This window comes from Kitasatospora purpeofusca (genome assembly GCF_036010405.1).
GTDB lineage: Bacteria > Actinomycetota > Actinomycetes > Streptomycetales > Streptomycetaceae > Kitasatospora > Kitasatospora purpeofusca.
Map to the genome: position 1 here is coordinate 5,259,276 of NZ_CP108561.1, position 18,258 is coordinate 5,277,533.

Sequence of the window (18,258 nt, forward strand, 5' to 3'; positions counted from 1 at the left end):
TGCATTCGCGGCCAGTCCATAAAGATGCAGCTCATCCTCACTCTTCTGATCGGTGGCCTGTGTTTCCCTTGCAGGCCGCTGCAGTGGGGAGCCTTGCGCACTTCAGTGCGCATTTGGTGACCTAATGGTCGGTCATCTAGCTTTGCTCCACGGGGCAGCCGACCGATGACGGGGAGAGTGACTGCGTTGAGTGACAAGAGTAGTGACGGGAGACTCGTCTCCCGAGCCAAGATCGCAGAGCTGGCCGGTGTCGGGGCCTCTGCGGTCACGAACTGGCAGAACCGCTATCCGGACTTTCCGCAGGAGCTGAGGGTCGGCCACAAGCGACTGTTCCGGCTCGCTGACATCGTGCGATGGCTTGACGTCCGGTCTGTGCCCAAGTCGGCACGGAGGGAGGAGGAGCCCTCAGGGGTTACCTACGGTGACAGGGTCCGAGCCTTGTCCGGGCAGTCCGAGGGAGTTCCCGTGGCTGGACAGGCCGCTGGGTTCGCCGTGCCTTCACCGGGTGCCGAGCAGCAGCGGTCGCGGTCCCGGCGGGTTCTGGCGGAGTTGCTGAAGCCTCAGATGGTGGAAATGTGGGGCGCGCCGTCGCTGACGGCTTATCTGTCCTTGCCGATGTGCCTGATCTTTCTGAGGTGGGGAGCACACAAGGACTGGGCGGCCCTGGAGGACCGGGCCGACGCACACCTGGCGCTGACACCCAAGGTCTTCCTCAGCGAGGTGGGGGAGCGAACCGATCGCTTGCTGAAGGGCTGTGGGGTGGCGCCGGCCATGCGGTTTGCGCTGCAGGGTCTTGAGCCCCTACCCGCTGCTGAAGTACCGCAGTTGATGGCCTCGGTGGCTGGACTCGACCGGGATGCCTTCCGGGATCTGCTCGATGCGCATGCCGACATCATGCGTATGGACAGTCGTAGCGCCTTCACACCTAGAACGGTGGTGGCCCTGCTGAGCGAGCTGGTTGCCCCGGAGGGTGTGTCGGGCCGGATCCACGATCCCTATCCGCGTGGCGGTGAACTGCTGTCGGCCATGGTGGCGGCCAGCGGCGATGGTTCGGTGTCGGCAGTGACGGCCGGAAAGCCGGACGAGGCGACGCTGCGCCTGACCGCGATGAACTTGATGCTCCACGGTGTGACTCCACGGGTGAGCACCCATGACATCGCACCATGGCCCGAGCCGGCGGAGCGACGGCGGGAACCGGTGGACCTGGTTCTGGCCAATCCGCCGTTCAACGCCGAATCGGGCCGGATCGCGGCCGGAGGCTGGCGATATGGGCCCCCGCCGCCGTCCAACGCCAACTTCGCCTGGATCCAGCACATCCTCTCCACCCTCGGGCCCGGCGGACGAGCTGCGGTGATCATGGCGGACAACGCTGCCGTATCCGACCAGCCGAGGGAGCGTGCGATCCGGCAGGCCTTGGTCGAGGACGGGGTCGTCGACGGCATCCTCGCCCTTCCCCCGCATCTCTTCACCGGTACCGCGGTGTCGGCCTGCATCTGGTTCCTGTCGGCACCGTCGCAGCGTACCGAGGTGCACTTCATCAATGCCCGCGAGTTGGGTGAGTTGGTCACTCGGACCCGCCGAGAGCTGAGCACCGATGATGTACGGCTCCTGGGGCAGATCCACCGATCGCTGCGTGACGGGAACCCGATGCCCGACGAAGCGCGTGCGCTCGGTCGATCGGTCTCCGTGGAGGAGATCGAGGAGCGTGGTTACTCGCTGAGCCCTGTCGACTACGTCAGCCTCGGTGCGTACGTAGCGGCGACACCCGCGCAGGTGGAATCCGCCCGTCGGAAACTCGACGATGCCTTGGATCTGGCGGGATCCCTGGACGAGGAAGCGCGGCGGTGCTGGGAGCGGGCAGCGCCCGGCCGCAGTCCGGAACCCAGTGCGGGTGGTCGACGGAACGTGCTCCTGCAGGATCTGTGCAAGGTGCAGCCCGGGCCGTCACCCTCCTTGCTGAACCCCGGGATGTACTCCGAGGACGGCCCTGTTCGTGTGGTGCTGCCCAAGCACCTGCGAAACCGGCGGATCCACGGCAGCGAGGACACCAGGATCTCGGCACGCGACGCGCAGCAGCTCGAACGGTTCCTGTTGAGCGAGGGCGACATCCTTTGCACGCGTACCGGGACGGTCGGACCCGTGGCACTGGTGGGAGCGGAGGGCGCCGGCAGCCTCTACAACGGAAATCTCCTTCGGCTGCACGGCTTCGAGCCCGGCGTGGACCCGCGTTTCGTTCTGGCATACCTCTCCCTTCCGGGAACCCAGGCGTGGATCAAGGACCGGGCGGCGATGTCGACCGTTGACTCGATCAAGACCAGCGCGATGAGGCAGCTCCCGGTATCGCTGCCGCCGTACGAGGAGCAGCACCGCATCGGAGAGCTTCTGCGTGTGCTCGACGACCAGGTCGCAGCCCACGAGCAGGTGGCTGCCGCAGCCGATGCCGCCAGGGGCGAGCTCTCAACGCTCTTGATGGACATCGCGGCGATGCCGACCGCCCACCAGCCCGATGCCGGACTCGTCCCTTACATCGACCACACCACAGAAGAGGAAGCCGAAGATGAGTAGCCTGCCCGTCGTCACGCGAGTTCCGTGGCTGCTTGTCTCCGCGCTTGCCTCCGTGATCATCGCCTTGCTGGCCTTCATGCTGAAGCGGAGCGCCGGCACGGATCGGCACAGTGCTGTCATCACCGCTGGCGCGGCCTTCGCCAGCTGCATGCTGCTCTGCCTCGCGGTCCTCTCCGCCGCCGTGAGCGGTTGAACCGGACACCGGAGACGACGAAGGCCCGGACCGCTGAGCGGTCCGGGCCTTCTGCCGGCGGAGGATACGAGATTCGAACTCGTGAGGGGTTGCCCCCAACACGCTTTCCAAGCGTGCGCCCTAGGCCACTAGGCGAATCCTCCGTGGGAGAGCTTAGTACATGTTTTGGGGTGCTCGCGACCACGTATCTCGGAGGTCGGGGGCGGGGGTGGCCTGCGGATGGTGGGGCGGGGTGGTGGTGGAGGGGTGGGCCCCGGATCCGGTAGTGTGGGGGCCAGCCCCTCGTGTGGCGCTAACTCTCTGAACTCCCCCAGGGCCGGAAGGCAGCAAGGGTAGGAGGGCTCTGGCGGGTGCGCGAGGGGTCTTTGCGTTCCCGGGGGGCCGGTGGGGCGCGGGGCGTCGAGGGGCGACGCGTTTGTCGGTCCGTCCCGATATCGTCGGGGGTGTGTCCCTAGCCCTGTACCGCCGCTACCGCCCGGAGACCTTCGCGGAGGTCATCGGGCAGGATCACGTGACCGCTCCGCTCCAGCAGGCCCTGCGCAACAACAGGGTCAATCACGCGTACTTGTTCAGTGGCCCTCGCGGCTGCGGCAAGACGACGAGTGCCCGCATCCTGGCCCGCTGTCTCAACTGCGAGCAGGGGCCGACGCCCACGCCGTGCGGTGAGTGCCAGTCCTGCACGGACCTCGCCACGGGCGGGCCCGGGTCGATCGACGTGATCGAGATCGACGCGGCCTCGCACGGTGGTGTGGACGACGCGCGCGACCTTCGGGAGCGGGCCTTCTTCGCGCCGGTGCACAGCCGGTACAAGATCTTCATCCTGGACGAGGCGCACATGGTGACCTCGGCCGGCTTCAACGCGCTGCTGAAGGTGGTGGAGGAGCCGCCGGAGCATCTGAAGTTCATCTTCGCCACCACCGAGCCGGAGAAGGTGATCGGGACGATCCGGTCCCGGACCCACCACTACCCGTTCCGGCTGGTGCCGCCCGGCACCCTGCGCGACTACCTGGCGGAGGTGTGCGGCCGGGAGGGGATCCAGGTCGAGGACTCCGTGTTCCCGCTGGTGGTGCGGTCGGGCGCCGGTTCGGTGCGTGACTCGATGTCCGTGATGGACCAGCTGCTGGCCGGCGCCGCCGAGGGCGGTGTGACGTACGGGATGGCCACGTCGCTGCTCGGGTACACGGACTCGGCGCTGCTGGACGAGGTGGTGGACGCGTTCGCCGCGCACGACGGGGCGACGGTGTTCCAGGTGGTCGACCGGGTGGTCGAGGGCGGTCACGACCCGCGCCGGTTCGTCGCGGACCTCCTGGAGCGGCTGCGCGACCTGGTGATCCTCGCCACGGTGCCGGACGCGGGGGAGAAGGGGCTGATCGACGCCCCGGCCGACCGGATCGCGGTGATGCAGGCGCAGGCGGACGCGTTCGGGGCCGCGGAGCTGAGCCGGGCGGCGGACCTCGTCAACACCGGGCTGACGGAGATGCGCGGCAACGCGGCACCCCGGCTCCAGCTGGAGCTGATCTGTGCCCGGGTGATGCTGCCGGGCGCGTACAGCGACGAGCTGTCGTTGCAGGCGCGGCTGGACAAGCTGGAGCGGCGGGCCGCGAGCGGTGGCTTCGCCGTGGGCGGCGGTGTCGCCGTGCCCGGCGGTCCGGTGGCGGCGGCGCCGATGCCGCAGCTGGTGCAGGCACCGGCGGTGATGCCGGCGGCGCCCGAGGCACCGCAGGTCGCACCGCAGGCGCCGGTGCAGGTGCAGCCGACTCCCGTGTCTGCTCCCGCTTCCGCTCCCACGCCCGCTCCCGCGCAGCCGGCCGGCCCGGCGCCCGGGGCGTGGCCGATCAAGCGCAGCTTCCCGCCCGCCGGGGAGGCGCCCGCGGCGGAGGCACCGGCCCCCGTGGCCGCAGCGGCCCCCGCGCAGCCCGCTCCGGTGGCGGCTCCGGCCGCCCCCGTTCCGGCCCCCGCCCCCGCTCCGGCGTCCGGCGGGCAGCCGTCGGCGGCGGCGCAGCAGGGCGCGGGCCAGGTCCGGCAGCTGTGGCCGCAGATCCTGGAGGCGGTGAAGAACCGTCGCCGGTTCACCTGGATCCTGCTCAGCCAGAACGGCCAGGTGGCCGGATTCGACGGCAGCGTGCTCCAGGTCTCGTTCATCAACGCGGGTGCCCGCGACAGCTTCGTGAGCAGCAACAGCGACGACGTGCTGCGGGCCGCGCTGGCGGACGCGCTCGGCGTGGACTGGCGGATCGAGTGCATCGTCGACCCGTCCGGTGGCGCGGGTGGCCCCGGCGGCGGCTCCGCCGCTGCCGCGACCCCGAGTGGTGGCGGGGGCGGCTGGGGTGCCCCACCGGCGCGTCCGGCGGCGCCCGCGCCCCAGATGGCGCCCGTCGCGCCGGCTCCCGCGGTCGCGCCCGCTCCGGCGCCCCGTCCGGCCGCCGCGCCGACCCCGGCGCCGGTCGCGCCGGTGCCGCCGCCCGTCCAGGCCTCGCCGTCGCCGTCCCCGGCGTACCCGGCCTACCCGGCGCAGGGGGTGGCCCCGGAGGACGACGTGCCGGAGGAGGACGACCCCGATCTGAACGAGGACGTGTTCTCCGGCCAGGAGCTGATCATCCGGGAGCTGGGCGCCACGGTGCTGGAGGAGATCCGGCACGGTGGCAACTGAGCAGCACGTAGGCTCGTCGAGGACGTAGCAGGAGCGGACCGAACGCAAGGAGTGAGCCGTGTTCCCCGGTGGTGGCCAGCCCAACATGCAGGCGCTGCTCAAGCAGGCGCAGAAGATGCAGCAGGACCTCGCCCAGGCGCAGCAGGAGCTGGCCGAGGCCAAGGTGAGCGGTTCGGCGGGCGGTGGCCTGGTCGAGGCGACGGTGACCGGTTCCGGCGAGCTGGTGGCGCTGACCATCGCCCCGGCCGCGGTCGACCCGGAGGACACCGAGACGCTGGCCGACCTCGTCCTGGCGGCCGTCCGGGACGCCAACCAGGCCGCGCAGAAGATGCAGGCCGAGCGGATGGGCCCGCTGACCCAGGGCCTCGGCGGCGGGATCCCGGGTCTGCCGTTCTGACGGTGGTCCTTCGAGCGTGACGCTCCGCCCGTGACAGCGGGTACGGGCCGGGGCACCGGAGCGTACGGGGCGGACAGTCGGGTCCGGAGTTCGGACAACGGACCTGTGTGATTAATGCGGGAGTCGGGCGTCGGGCGGTGCGCCCGGCGTCCGATTCGTTGGATGATGGCACCGGAGCACCCCGCGCGGGTGCCACCGGTCCAACCCGAGGGAAGGCGCGACGTGTACGAGGGCGTGGTTCAGGACCTGATCGACGAACTGGGCAGGCTGCCCGGCGTCGGGCCCAAGAGCGCGCAGCGGATCGCCTTCCACGTCCTGCAGGCCGACCCGGTCGACGTCCGCCGGCTGGCGCACGCGCTGCTGGAGGTCAAGGACAAGGTCCGGTTCTGCGCCGTCTGCGGCAATGTCGCGGAGGCCGAGAAGTGCCGGGTCTGCCTGGACCCGCGCCGCGACCTCGCGGTCATCTGTGTGGTCGAGGAGTCCAAGGACGTCGTCGCCATCGAGCGCACCCGGGAGTTCCGCGGCCGCTACCACGTGCTGGGCGGCGCGATCAGCCCGATCGAGGGCGTCGGCCCGGACGATCTGCGGATCCGCGAGCTGCTGGCACGGCTGGCGGACGGCACTGTCACCGAGCTGATCCTGGCCACCGACCCCAATCTGGAGGGGGAGGCGACCGCCACCTACCTGGCCCGGCTGTGCAAGCCGATGGGCCTGAAGGTGACCCGCCTGGCGAGCGGCCTGCCCGTCGGCGGGGATCTGGAGTACGCGGACGAGGTCACACTCGGTCGCGCCTTCGAAGGGAGACGACTGCTCGATGTCTGACCGGACGATCAACCAGCAGCCCCACGCGCCCCATCAGGCCGGGCCGGAGGAGGAGCGTGACACCGCGCAGGTGCCGCACCCTCCGCACACGCACGCCCATGGCTCGGAGCCGGACGACTTCGCGGTGCAGATCGCGGACTCGGTGGAGAGCTTCGTGCTCTCGGTGACCGAGGTCGCCAAGGGTGACGAGCCCGGCAGCGCCGTCTCCCTCCTCCTGCTGGAGGTCTCGCAACTGCTGCTGGCCGGCGGCCGGCTGGGCGCCATCGAGGACGTCGTCCCCGAGGACCGGTTCGAGCCCGACGCCGGTCCGGAGCCGGACGCCGAGCAGCTGCGGGAGCGGCTGGCCGTGCTGCTCGCGCCGATCGACGTCTACCACGAGGTCTTCGACCCGTACGGGCCGCCGGAGAAGCCGAGCGCGTTCCGGATCTCGGACGACCTGGCCGGGGTGGTGAGCGAGCTGCAGCACGGGCTCACCCACTACCGCGAGGGCCGGGTCAGCGAGGCGCTCTGGTGGTGGCAGTTCTCGTACCTGTCCAACTGGGGCACCACCTGCACGGCCGTCCTGCGGGCGCTGCAGTCGCTGATCGCGCACGTCCGGCTGGACAGCCCGATCGGGGCGGCGCCGGACGGGGCGGACACCGACAACGACGGGCTCACCGACGAGCAGCTGGAGCAGCAGGCCGGTGACCTGATGGCGGCGGAACTCGGCCTGGGCCACTGACGCCACCCGAAGGCGCAGGCGCGGGACACGGGGACACAGGCCGCCCGGGCCCCCGGCGGCGGGAGTGTGACGGAAACCTCACTCCCGGCCACCGGACGGAAAACCCCGGGGCGGCCGTCCCTTCGTCCGCCGATTCTTCGGAACGGCGGACGCCCGCCCGCAGACCTGCCGGTGGCGGTATCCGCACCCCCGCTCACCTGCCGAAACGTGTGTCTCATCATATGGAAAGCGGAGGTCGGGGCACCCCCGCTCGGTAGACTGGCGCCGACCGCACAGCCCCCGCCACCCGGGGGTGCGGGGGCCGAGGGCCCCCGGAAACGACACAAGTCGAGGAGCGCACGTGGGCCTTGTCGTGCAGAAGTACGGCGGCTCATCCGTTGCGGATGCCGAGGGCATCAAGCGCGTGGCCCGTCGAATCGTTGACGCCAAGAAGGCCGGCCATGAGGTCGTCGTCGTGGTGTCCGCGATGGGCGACACGACGGACGAGCTCATCGAACTCGCGGAGCAGGTGTCACCTCTCCCCGCCGGCCGCGAGTTCGACATGCTGCTGACCGCTGGAGAGCGCATCTCCATGGCACTGCTGGCCATGGCGATCAAATCCCTGGGCCACGAGGCGCAGTCGTTCACAGGAAGCCAGGCCGGCGTCATCACCGACTCCGTCCACAACAAGGCGCGCATCATCGATGTGACGCCGGGCCGCATCCGCACCGCCCTGGACGAGGGCAACATCGCGATCGTGGCCGGTTTCCAGGGCGTCTCGCAGTCGAGCAAGGACATCACCACGCTCGGCCGGGGCGGCTCGGACACCACCGCCGTCGCCCTCGCCGCCGCCCTCAAGGCCGAGGTCTGCGAGATCTACACCGACGTGGACGGCGTGTTCACCGCCGACCCGCGCGTGGTGAAGAAGGCCCGCAAGATCGACTGGATCGCCTACGAGGACATGCTGGAGCTGGCCTCGTCCGGGTCCAAGGTGCTGCTCGACCGCTGTGTGGAGTACGCGCGCCGCTACAACATCCCGATTCACGTACGCTCGTCGTTCTCGGGTCTTCCCGGGACGATCGTCAGCAACGACAACCCGCACCAGCCCGAAGGGGGCGAGATGGAGCAGGCCATCATCTCCGGAGTCGCCCACGACACGTCCGAGGCCAAGGTCACGGTCGTCGGCGTCCCCGACAAGCCGGGCGAGGCGGCGCGCATCTTCCGTGCCATCGCCGACGCCGAGGTCAACATCGACATGGTCGTGCAGAACGTCTCGGCGGCGTCGACCGGTCTGACCGACATCTCCTTCACCCTGCCGAAGGCCGAGGGCCAGAAGGCCATCGACGCGCTCGACCGGGTCCGGGAGGGCATCGGCTACGAGTCGCTCCGCTACGACGACGCGATCGGCAAGATCTCGCTGGTCGGCGCGGGCATGCGCTCCAACCCGGGCGTCACGGCGACCTTCTTCGAGGCGCTCTCCGCGGCCGGCGTCAACATCGAGCTGATCTCCACCTCGGAGATCCGGATCTCGGTGGTCACCCGCGCCGACGACGTCAACGCGGCCGTGCAGGCCGTCCACTCCGCCTTCGGGCTGGACAGTGAGACGGACGAGGCCGTGGTCTACGGGGGCACCGGGCGATGACCCGGCGGCCGAACCTCGCCGTCGTCGGCGCCACCGGCGCGGTCGGCGAGGTGCTCCTCGGCCTGCTCTCCCTCCGCCAGGACATCTGGGGCGAGATCCGTCTCGCCGCCTCCCCGCGCTCGGCCGGTCGCAAGGCGGTCGTGCGCGGGGAGTCCGTCGAGGTCCTCCCGCTGTCCGAGGAGCTCTTCGACGGGGTGGACGTCGCGCTGTTCGACGTCCCCGAGCAGATCGCCGCCCGCTGGGCGCCGATCGCGGCCGCCAAGGGTGTGGTGGTGGTCGACAACTCCGGCGCGTTCCGGCTGAACGACGCCGTTCCCCTGGTGGTGCCCGAGGTCAACGCGGCAGCCGTCCGGATGCGCTCGCGCGGGATCGTGGCGAGCCCGGACTCCACCACCCTGACCATGCTCGCGGCGATCGGCGCCCTGCACGCCGAGTACGGCCTGGAGTCGCTGGTGGTCGCCTCCTACCAGGCCGCCTCCGGGCTCGGCCGGGACGGCACGGACACGCTGCGCGCCCAGCTCGCCCAGGTGGCCGGCACCGAGGTCGGCGAGCAGACCGGCGACCTGCGGGCGGTGATCGCCGACCACGGACCGTTCGCCGCCCCGCTCGCGCTCAACGCGGTGCCCTGGGCCGGTGAGCTGACCGACGGCGGCTGGTCGTCGGAGGAGCGGACCGTGCGCGACGAGTCCCGCAAGATCCTCGGCCTGCCCGGGCTCAAGGTCTCGGCGACCTGTGTGCGGATCCCGGTGGTGCGCACCCACGCGCTCGCCGTGCACGCGGTGTTCGAACGCGAGGTCACCCAGGAGCACGCCCACGAGATCCTCCGCGACGCCCCCGGGGTGCTGCTGTACGACGATCCGGCGGCGGGCGAGTTCCCGACGCCGAACGACGTGGTGGGGACGGACCCGGTCTGGGTCGGCCGGCTGCGGCGCGCCCTGGACGACCCGAACGCGCTGGACCTCTTCCTCTGCGGCGACAACCTGCGCCGGGGCGCGGCACTGAACGCCCTTCAGATCGCCGAGCTGGTGGCGCGGGAGATCGCCGACCGGGCTGCGGCGGCCGGGACCGAAGGTGCCGGTGGTGCCGGTACCGGTGGTTCCGGGGCGGCTGCCGGGACGGATGCCGAGGGTGCCGGGACGGGCGCGGACGGTGTCGGAGCGGGCTGAATCCGCCCGTCCACCCGGAGTCTGCGCGGTTTGTTCGCGGACTGCTTGACGAATCCTCGCCGAATTCCCTGGAGGGGCGTTCGGCCCATGCGCGAGAATGTGCGCCGGGGCGGGCAACCATGACAGGGGATCGAGTGTCCAACGGGCGTGGCGAACGTGATGGTGGGGGCAGGAGCGGGCATCTCGGCGGCAGCCGCGGTGACGTTCCCGTCGCGTGTCCAGTGGCCTGCGGATAGGCCGGAAGAAAGCCAGATGACGGCAGTTGCACCCGGTGCCGCGGGTCCTGGCGCCGGTACCGCTGCCGGTGCCAGCGAGGACCTGCTCACCGAGACCTATCAGGCGCACTACCGCTCCTTGCTGCGGCTGGCCGCGCTGCTCCTCGACGACCTGTCGAGCTGTGAGGACGTGGTCCAGGAGGCCTTCATCCGGGTGCACGCGGCCAGGCGGCGGGTGCGGGAACCGGAGAAGACCCTCGCCTATCTGCGGCAGACCGTGGTCAACCTGTCCCGGTCGACGCTGCGGCGCAGGATCCTCGGGCTGCGGCTGCTGCCGAAGCCCATGCCTGACATGGCCAGTGCAGAAGAAGGCGCCTACGATGCGCTGGAGCGGGACCAGTTGAAGGTCGCGCTACGGGGTCTGCAACGCCGTCAGCGGGAGGTGCTGGTGCTGCGCTACTTCGTGGACATGACGGAGGCGCAGGTCGCCGAGACCCTCGGCATCTCGCTCGGTTCGGTGAAGGCGTACGGCTCACGGGGGCTTGCCGCGCTGAGGGTCCAGATGGAGGCCGGGCATGGCTGAGGACGGTCGGACGGGTGACGGCGGCCGGGGGGGTTCCCCAGCGTCGACCGGTCAGGACGAGCGACTGGTACGGGAGTTGATGCTGAGGGCGGTCGCCGGGGTGCAACCGGATCCCGGCGGACTCCAGCGCATCCGGCGGGCGGTGCCGCGGCGGAGGGCCGCCCGGCGCGGGGCCTGGACCGGCGCCGCCGCCGTGGCCGTGGTCGCCTCGTTCCTCCTGCCGGCCCTGCACACCACCGACCACCTCGGCCTGTCCGGCGGTCCCGGCTCGTCCGGCGCGGGGAGCGGCAGTGTCTCCCCGAGCGTCGCCGGCACCCTCCCAGGCGGAGGCAGCGGCGGCGCGCACCGCCCGCCGGTCCCCGACAGCGGGACGCCGACCGCCCCCGGCAGCCCGTCCGGCAGCGTCGGCAGCGAGCCGAGCGCCGGGCAGAGCAGCACCGGTCAGCTGCCCGGCACCTTCGACCCGGGCCCCACCACCACCGGCGGCGGGGCCGACACCCCGGTCCTGGCGCTGTGCACCCGGGCCGACCTCGGACAGGGCACCGCGCAGCTCGGCGCCCCGGACGCGGACGGCCGGGTCTACGGCTCCTTCACGATGACCAATGTCTCCGGACGCAGCTGCCGGCTCGGCGGGCCCGGATCGGTCACGGTCACGGGCAGAACGGGAGCCACCGGCAGCACCGGCAGCACGGGGGCGGACGCCGGGAGGATCCGGATCGCCTTCCACACCGCCGGCGACCCGGCGATCGGGCTGCCCACGCCCGGCCCGTCGGCCGGCCCCGCGACGGGGGCCGACGCCGGGAGCAACGGCCTCGTCCTCGCGCCGCGCGCCGTCTACCGGGTCGACATCGCCTGGATCCCTGACCCGGCGGGCTGTCCCGTCCCCGGGGGGACGACCTCGCCGAGCGCCTCCGCCGGGTCCGGGGGAGCGGGCTCGACCGGCGGCGGTGCGGCGGGCGGGGTGACCGGTGGAGGCGGGGCGACCGGTGGCGGTGCCACCGGGTCCGCGGCGGGTGACGGGGGCGCGACCGGCGGCACGGGCGGGGGCGGCGCGCTTCCCGGGGCCGGCGGCCCGAGCAGTTCGGGCTCCGGCTCCGGCTCGGGTTCCGGGTCCGGCGCGGGTGCGAGTACGGGCGGTGGCTCCGGGCCGGGCTCCGCCGGAGTCGCGGCGACCGGCGGCCGGCCGGGCGGGCCCGGGACGTCGACCGGTGCTCCCGCCGGAGCGAGCGAGGTGAGCCGGGCGGGCGGGGCCACCGAGGGGGCTCCGGCGGTCGGACCCACCGGGGCGCCGAGCACGGCCCCGCAGCCGAGCGGCTCGACCAGTGGGGGGAGCACCGGGACCCCGAGCCCGTCGGCGACCCCCGCGCCAGGTCCGAGCCGGGGCTCGTCGAGCGTCACCCTGGCGTACACGCCGGCCCCGGGCAATCCGGCCGCGGCCCGGATCGTCCTGGCCGAGGCCTGCGCGGGCACGGTCTACCGCACCGCGCCGAGCGCCGTCGTGCCGGACGGCCGGGCCCCGGCGCCGGGTACCTCGCCGTCGGCGGGGTGACGTCGGCGGGGCGACCGCGTGCCCGGGCCGCGCGGTCGGAGCCGCGCGCGAGAAGTCGGCGGGGCCGACTTTCAGGTCCGAGGTGGGGACCTGGGGACGGGCGGAGTGTGAGGAGTGGTTACCGTGGGGGGTGTGTACCGGTTTCTCCTCACCCCGCGCTGGCTGAGCGGCACCGCGCTGGCCGTGGCGGCCGTCGCGGTGTGCGTCTGGCTCGGTTCCTGGCAGCTGGGCCGGTTCGAGGACCGCGTCTCCTCGCACCAGGAGATCAGCCGCGCCGTGAACGACGCCGGCGCGCCCCGTCCGCTCGGTGAACTGCTCGCCGCCGACCGGCCGCAGGTCACCACCGACACCGTCGGCCGCGCCGTGACGGTCACCGGCACCTTCGACCCGGAGCACCAGCTGCTGGTGCCCAACCGGGAGCTGGACGGCCGGCCGGGCTACTACGTGCTCACCCCGCTGCGCACCGCCGACGGCCGGACGGTCGCGGTCGTCCGGGGCTGGGCACCCGGGACACCACCGGCCGGGGCGTCCGCGCCCGGGGCTCCGGCGGACGCGCCCACCGGCGAGGTGACGCTCGGCGGCCGGCTCCAGGCCGGCGAGACCAGCGGCAGCAACGGCGCCGTGGCCGGCGGCCTCCCCGAGGGGCAGCTCGGCACCATCAACCGTGCCGCGCTCGTCAACAAGCTCGCCCTCGACGGCTGGTACGACGGCTGGGTGTCCGCCGACGTCGCGCCCGAGGGGCTCACCCCGGTGCCGACCGTCCAGCCGCAGGGCGGTGACGGCCTCTCCTTGCGGGCGTTCCAGAACCTCGGCTACACGCTGGAGTGGTTCGTCTTCGGCGGTTTCGTGGTGTTCATGTGGTTCCGGCTGCTGCGCCGTGAGGCGGAGGCCGAGCAGGACCGGGCGCTCGGACTGGACCCGGTCCTGGACTGACCGACCGGCGGCGCCCCCGGTGATCGGGGGGCGCCGCCGTCGCGTCAGCGGGTCGGCTTCGCCGGTGGCACGGCCGGTGCCGCCGGCTTGGACGGCAGTACCGGCGACGGTGCCTTGCCGGACGGCACCGGTGCCACCGCCGTGCCCGAGGGCGAGGACGCCGTGCCCGACGGCGTCGGCGAAGCGGTCGGTGACGGCGAGGCGGTCGGCGGCGGGTTGTCGCACCGGCGGCCGTTGCTGTTGCCGCTGCCGTTGGAGTCGTCGTCCGAGTCGTACCGGTCGGTGTGGTGACGCGTCGTGCGGCCGCTCTTCGAACCCTTGGAGCTCTTCGACCCCTTCGAGCTCGACTTGGCGAGCAGCACCGCACCGCCCTCGTCCCCGCCCCCGGCCACCGCCGTGAGGAAGGCGGCCTTCACCGCCGCGGAGGTGGCCGCCGGCGGAGCGACGGCGGACGGCGGGGGAGACACGGGCGAGGACGACGGCGCGGCGGAGGACGGCGAGGCGGCCGGCGGACAGGCCGCGCTCCCGCCGCCGTCACCGCCGTCCTGCCCCGAGCAGCCGGTGAGCACCAGTGCCCCGGCCACCCCCGCCCCCAGGATCGTCAGCAGGCGTCTCACCCGTGTCCCCCGTTCACCGCTTCTCGCTGTCCGCCCGATTCTCGCCGACCGGCAGGCCGCCGAGGTGCCGACGGACGAAGTCGATCTCCAACCGCAACTGCTTGATCCGCTCGTCCACGACCAGCGATCCGTGCCCGGCGTCGTACCGGTACACCTCGTGCGGCTTGCCGAGCCGCTCCAGCTCCGCGACGTAGTTGTCGATCTGCTTGATCGGGCAGCGCGGGTCGTTGACCCCGGCGCTGATGTAGACCGGCACCGCGACCCGGTCGATGTACGTCAGCGGGGAGGAGGCGGTCCAGCGCTCCGGCACCTCCTCGGGCGTGCCGCCGAAGAGCGTGCGGTCGATCGCCTTCAGCGCCTCCATCTCGTCGTCGTACGCGGTCAGGTAGTCCGCGACGGGAACGGCGGCGACGCCGAGGCTCCACAGCTCGGGCTGCACGCCGAGGCCGAGCAGCGTGAGGTAGCCGCCCCAGGAGCCGCCGGCCAGCACCAGCCGGTCCGGGTCGGCCAGCCCGCTCTCCACCGCCCAGCCGCGCACGGCGGCGATGTCCTCCAGCTCGATCAGGCCGACCCGCTCGCGCAGCGCGTCCGTCCAGGCCTGGCCGTAGCCGGTCGAGCCGCGGTAGTTGACCCGGACCACCGCGAAGCCGTGGTCCAGCCAGGCGGCCGGCCCGGCGGCGAAGGAGTCGCTGTCGTGATGGGTCGGGCCGCCGTGGATCTCGAACACGGTCGGGAACGGGCCCTCGCCCGCCCCGGCCGGCCGCTGGACCAACGCGTGCACCCGGCCGCCGGGCCCGTCCACCCAGACGTCCTCGACCGGCACCGAGCCGGGCGGGACGTTGCCGGGCGCGCGCAGCACGACCGTGCCGGCGGTGGAGCGGACGGCGGACGGGTCGGCGGCGGAGGACCACAGGAACTCCACCGTGCCGTCGGGGCGCGGGGTGGCGCCGCCGACCGTGCCGCGCGGGGTGTCCAGCCGGGTGAGCACGCCGTCGTCCAGGGAGTAGGAGAACAGCTCGCTGCGCGCCTCGTACTCGTGCTCGATCAGCAGCGCGCGGGCGCCGGGGCGCCACTGGGCGGAGAGGTCGCCGGGCAGTTCGCGACCCTGCTCGTCGCGGAGTGCCAGGGCGGTCTCCTGGCCGGTCGCGACGTCCCAGATCATCGGCTCCCAGCGGCCGGTGCGCTGGTGGGCGACCAGCAGCCGGGTGTCGCCGTCGACGGGCGCGAAGCCCAGGCAGGCGACCCCGCGCGGGTGCTCGTGGCCGGTGACCTCGTCCAGTTCGGCGAGGGTGGGGACGGCGGAGGCGTCGTCACCGGGCACTGCGGTTCCGTCGCCGGAGAGGCGGACGACCCGGATCGCGCCGTGCATGGCGTCGCCGTGCTCGGTGTGGTCGATGGCCAGCAGGGTGCCGTCGTGGCTCAGGTCGCCGACGCCGCCGTACTCGGCGTGCCGGTAGATCTCGACGGCCTCGGCCGCGCCCGGGCGGCGCAGGTGCAGGGTGGTGCCGTCCTCGTCGGTCGACCGGCCGACCACCACGGTGCCGTCGCGGCCGAGGGCGAGACCCGCGTCGTAGGACGGGGCCAGACCGGGGACGGCCTCCTCGTCCGGACCGGCGGCGCCCTCGGGGCGGCCGGCGAACGGCTGGCGGCGCCAGACGCCGTACTCGTCGCCGTCGCTGTCGTCGAACCACCAGATCCACTCGCCGTCGGGGGACAGCTCGGCATCGGTGGTGCCGTTCGGACGGTCGGTGGCCCGCCGGTGGGTGTCGGTGGCGCGGTCCCAGGCGTAGACCTCGTAGGTACCACTGGAGTTGGACACGTACAGCGCCCGGTCGGGGGCGTCCTCGGCCCAGTCCGGCAGGGAGACCCGTGCCGCCCTGAACCGCTGCTCCCACGCCGGAACGGCGCTCTTCTCCTCGCTCATCCACCCACCCAACCAGATCGGGGCGAGGAAACGGAACGGGACGGGGAAACGGGGGTGGGGAGGGCCGTACCGGTCCTCCCCACCCCCGTTCCTGCGGGGCCTTCCGGTCGTTCCTGTCCTCCCTGCCCTCCCTGTCTTCCCTGTCCTTCCAGCTGTCCCACTCCTTCCGGTCCGCTCACCCCGTTCGGCGGGGCAGCAGCTGGACCAGGCCCGCCAGCAGCAGCTCCAGGACCGCCAGCGCCCCCAGGCTGCGCCCGAAGGCGGCGGCCGGGTCGGCGGCGCCGTAGTAGAGGATGCCGATCAGCGCGACCCCGAGCGCCCCCGCGACCTGCTGGACGGTGGCCACCAGACCCGCGGCCGAGCCGGCCAGCCGGGGTTCGACGCCGGCCAGCACCAGCGAGGTCACCGGGGCGATCACCAGCCCCATCCCGAGCCCGTCCACGAACAGGCCCGGTGCCAGCCACCAGACGCTGCCGGTGGTGCCCGCCAGGTGCACGGCCAGCCCGAGCAGGCCCAGCCCGGCGGCCATCAGCAGCCCGCCCAGCGCGATCGCCTGCCGGCCGAGCCGGGCGGCCACCCGGTGCGCGGTGGTGGAGGTCAGCAGGTAGCCGAGGCCGATCGCGGTGAAGACCAGGCCCGCCCCGAGCGCGTCCAGACCGAGGCCCGGCTGCAGGTAGAGGGCGAGCACCAGGAAGAACGAGGCCTGGCCGAGCCAGAAGGCCAGCTGGGCGAGCAGACCGGCGGTGAACGCGCGGTCCCCGAACAGCCGGGTGTCGACCAGCGGCGAGCCGCCCGACCGTCCGCGCCGGTGCTGGTGGACGGTGAGGAGCACGAGCAGCGCCGCCGCGCCGCCCAGGCAGAGCCCGGTCCACAGCGGCCAGCCGCTCTCGCGGCCCTGGATCAGCGGCAGCACCAGGCCGGTCAGGGCGAGGCTGACCAGCACGACGCCCACCGGGTCGAGACCCGGCCGGTGCGGGGCCCGCGACTCGGGCAGGCAGCGCCGCACCAGGGCCAGGGCGGCCAGGCCGACCGGCAGGTTGAGCAGGAAGCAGCTGCGCCAGTCCAGGCCGAACAGGTCGGCGCGGATCAGCACGCCGCCGATCAGCTGGCCGAACACCGCTCCGAGCCCCATCGTCAGCCCGTACATCGCGAACGCCCGGGCCTGCGCCGCGCCGCTGTACGCGGTCCGCAGGATCGCCAGCACCTGCGGGCCCATCAGCGCCGCCGCCAGGCCCTGGGCGACCCGGGCGCCGACCAGGGTGCCCGCCGTCGGGGCCAGGCCGCAGGCGGCCGAGGCCAGGGTGAACAGGGCCAGGCCGAGGCCGAACATCCGGCGGCGGCCGTACCGGTCGCCGAGCCGGCCGGCGGTGATCAGTCCGACGGCTAGGGCGAGGCCGAAGCCCGCGACCACCCATTGGACGGCGGCGGGGCCGGCTCTCAGGTCGGCCTGGAGGGAGGGGACGGCGACGTTGACGACGAAGACGTCGAGGGCGGTCATGAAGGTCGCGGTCAGCAGGACCGGCAGCAGGCCGCGCGGAGCGGGGGCGGCCGGGGCGGTCGCCGGGGCGGTGGTCTGCGCGGTGGCCGGGGTGGTGCTGCGGGCGGTCAGGGTGCTGGACAAGGTCTGCTCCGGTGGGTGTGCGGCGGGAGTGCGTGCGGCGGGCGGATGGGCGGGCGGGGGCGGGCGTTGCGGCCCGGGGCCGGGGCGGGCGCACAGGTCGCCCGCCCCGGGGTACTGCCGGCAGTCGGAGGAGGCCGACGGTTCAGGCGCCGGGGACGCGGTCGAGGAAGCCGTACACCGAGGCGATCCGGCCCTCCGCGTCGGCGACCAGCACGTCGAAGCCGATGACCAGCGGCTCCTCCCCGGCCGGGCCGAGGTTCCACGTGAAACGTGCGATGTCGTGGTGGGCGTCGACCGGGCCGAGGGTGAACACCAGGCCGGGGAACTGCCCCTGCGCCGCGCCGATCAGCGCGTCGACACCCTCGCGCCCGGTGACGGCGGCCAGCGGGTCGGTGTAGCGGCCGTCCTCGGCCCACGCCTCGTCGATCAGCTTCCGGCGGGCGGCCGGGTCGGTCTCGTTCCACGCGGCGAGGTAGCGGGCGGCGAGCTGTCCGAGGTCGGTGGGCAGGTTGGCGGTCATGGTCTTCTCCCTTGTCCGGTGCGGCGGTTGGTGCGGTGGTCGGCGGGCCGTTCCCCGCTGGTCGAAAACTTACGGACGGCGGGCGGCGGGCGAATCAGTCACGGATAGGTAGGGGTGACCGGGGTGGGCGCCAGTAGGGTCGAAGCCGCAGGGCGCGGGGC

At 73.0% G+C, this 18,258-nt stretch carries 15 protein-coding genes, 1 tRNA gene and 1 other RNA gene; 12 read left to right on the plus strand and 5 right to left on the minus strand.

The window, feature by feature from the left end; genetic code table 11:
- Positions 1 to 465: 465 nt before the first annotated feature.
- On the plus strand, positions 466 to 2,565 hold the full coding sequence (locus tag OG715_RS23345; protein ID WP_266270811.1) for a type I restriction-modification system subunit M/S: 2,100 nt from the start codon (positions 466 to 468) through the stop codon (positions 2,563 to 2,565).
- Positions 2,558 to 2,758: a hypothetical protein gene (locus OG715_RS23350; RefSeq protein ID WP_053645724.1), complete on the plus strand. Its 201-nt coding sequence runs from the start codon at positions 2,558 to 2,560 to the stop codon at positions 2,756 to 2,758. Before OG715_RS23345 ends, OG715_RS23350 begins: the two co-directional genes overlap by 8 nt.
- Before the next feature lie 58 nt (positions 2,759 to 2,816).
- Here OG715_RS23350 and OG715_RS23355 read toward each other — a convergent pair.
- Positions 2,817 to 2,901: transfer RNA gene (locus OG715_RS23355), tRNA-Ser, on the minus strand.
- Positions 2,902 to 3,034: 133 nt separating this feature from the next.
- Here OG715_RS23355 and ffs point away from each other — a divergent pair.
- From ffs to OG715_RS23405, 10 genes are all read left to right on the plus strand, one after another.
- Positions 3,035 to 3,125, plus strand: an RNA gene (ffs, locus tag OG715_RS23360) — signal recognition particle sRNA small type.
- A gap of 78 nt (positions 3,126 to 3,203) precedes the next feature.
- Positions 3,204 to 5,408, plus strand: coding sequence for a DNA polymerase III subunit gamma and tau (locus tag OG715_RS23365; protein WP_266270812.1), 2,205 nt, complete (start codon positions 3,204 to 3,206; stop codon positions 5,406 to 5,408).
- A 58-nt stretch (positions 5,409 to 5,466) separates the two neighbouring features.
- Positions 5,467 to 5,805 carry a YbaB/EbfC family nucleoid-associated protein gene (locus OG715_RS23370; RefSeq protein ID WP_078879765.1) on the plus strand — a complete coding sequence of 113 codons (339 nt, stop codon included), beginning with the start codon at positions 5,467 to 5,469 and terminating at the stop codon, positions 5,803 to 5,805.
- A 222-nt stretch (positions 5,806 to 6,027) separates the two neighbouring features.
- The gene (gene recR, locus OG715_RS23375; protein ID WP_266270814.1) at positions 6,028 to 6,627 is read left to right on the plus strand and encodes a recombination mediator RecR; all 600 of its coding nucleotides are present in this window, start codon (positions 6,028 to 6,030) and stop codon (positions 6,625 to 6,627) included.
- On the plus strand, positions 6,620 to 7,348 hold the full coding sequence (locus OG715_RS23380) for a DUF5063 domain-containing protein (RefSeq protein WP_266270815.1): 729 nt from the start codon (positions 6,620 to 6,622) through the stop codon (positions 7,346 to 7,348). Before recR ends, OG715_RS23380 begins: the two co-directional genes overlap by 8 nt.
- Before the next feature lie 340 nt (positions 7,349 to 7,688).
- On the plus strand, positions 7,689 to 8,969 hold the full coding sequence (locus tag OG715_RS23385) for an aspartate kinase (protein ID WP_030392623.1): 1,281 nt from the start codon (positions 7,689 to 7,691) through the stop codon (positions 8,967 to 8,969).
- A complete protein-coding gene (locus OG715_RS23390; protein ID WP_266270817.1) occupies positions 8,966 to 10,135 on the plus strand; it encodes an aspartate-semialdehyde dehydrogenase in 1,170 nt (389 codons plus the stop codon). Before OG715_RS23385 ends, OG715_RS23390 begins: the two co-directional genes overlap by 4 nt.
- Positions 10,136 to 10,387: 252 nt before the next feature.
- Entirely contained in the window at positions 10,388 to 10,933 is a 546-nt protein-coding gene (locus OG715_RS23395; protein ID WP_266271797.1) for a SigE family RNA polymerase sigma factor, read from the plus strand.
- Positions 10,926 to 12,482: a hypothetical protein gene (locus OG715_RS23400; protein ID WP_266270818.1), complete on the plus strand. Its 1,557-nt coding sequence runs from the start codon at positions 10,926 to 10,928 to the stop codon at positions 12,480 to 12,482. Before OG715_RS23395 ends, OG715_RS23400 begins: the two co-directional genes overlap by 8 nt.
- Positions 12,483 to 12,614: 132 nt before the next feature.
- A complete protein-coding gene (locus tag OG715_RS23405) occupies positions 12,615 to 13,415 on the plus strand; it encodes an SURF1 family protein (RefSeq protein ID WP_266270819.1) in 801 nt (266 codons plus the stop codon).
- 44 nt (positions 13,416 to 13,459) lie between these two features.
- Here OG715_RS23405 and OG715_RS23410 read toward each other — a convergent pair whose 3' ends face one another.
- The 4 genes from OG715_RS23410 to OG715_RS23425 all read right to left on the minus strand — a co-directional run bounded on the left by OG715_RS23410 (position 13,460) and on the right by OG715_RS23425 (position 18,097).
- Complete coding sequence (locus OG715_RS23410) at positions 13,460 to 14,032, minus strand: hypothetical protein (protein WP_266270820.1); 573 nt, start codon at positions 14,030 to 14,032, stop codon at positions 13,460 to 13,462.
- A gap of 13 nt (positions 14,033 to 14,045) precedes the next feature.
- Positions 14,046 to 15,956 (minus strand): S9 family peptidase, encoded by a 1,911-nt coding sequence (locus tag OG715_RS23415; protein WP_266270821.1) that lies wholly within the window; start codon positions 15,954 to 15,956, stop codon positions 14,046 to 14,048.
- Positions 15,957 to 16,131: 175 nt separating this feature from the next.
- Entirely contained in the window at positions 16,132 to 17,577 is a 1,446-nt protein-coding gene (locus tag OG715_RS23420; RefSeq protein ID WP_266270823.1) for an MFS transporter, read from the minus strand.
- A gap of 142 nt (positions 17,578 to 17,719) precedes the next feature.
- Positions 17,720 to 18,097 carry a nuclear transport factor 2 family protein gene (locus OG715_RS23425; protein ID WP_045941957.1) on the minus strand — a complete coding sequence of 126 codons (378 nt, stop codon included), beginning with the start codon at positions 18,095 to 18,097 and terminating at the stop codon, positions 17,720 to 17,722.
- Positions 18,098 to 18,258: the final 161 nt, after the last annotated feature.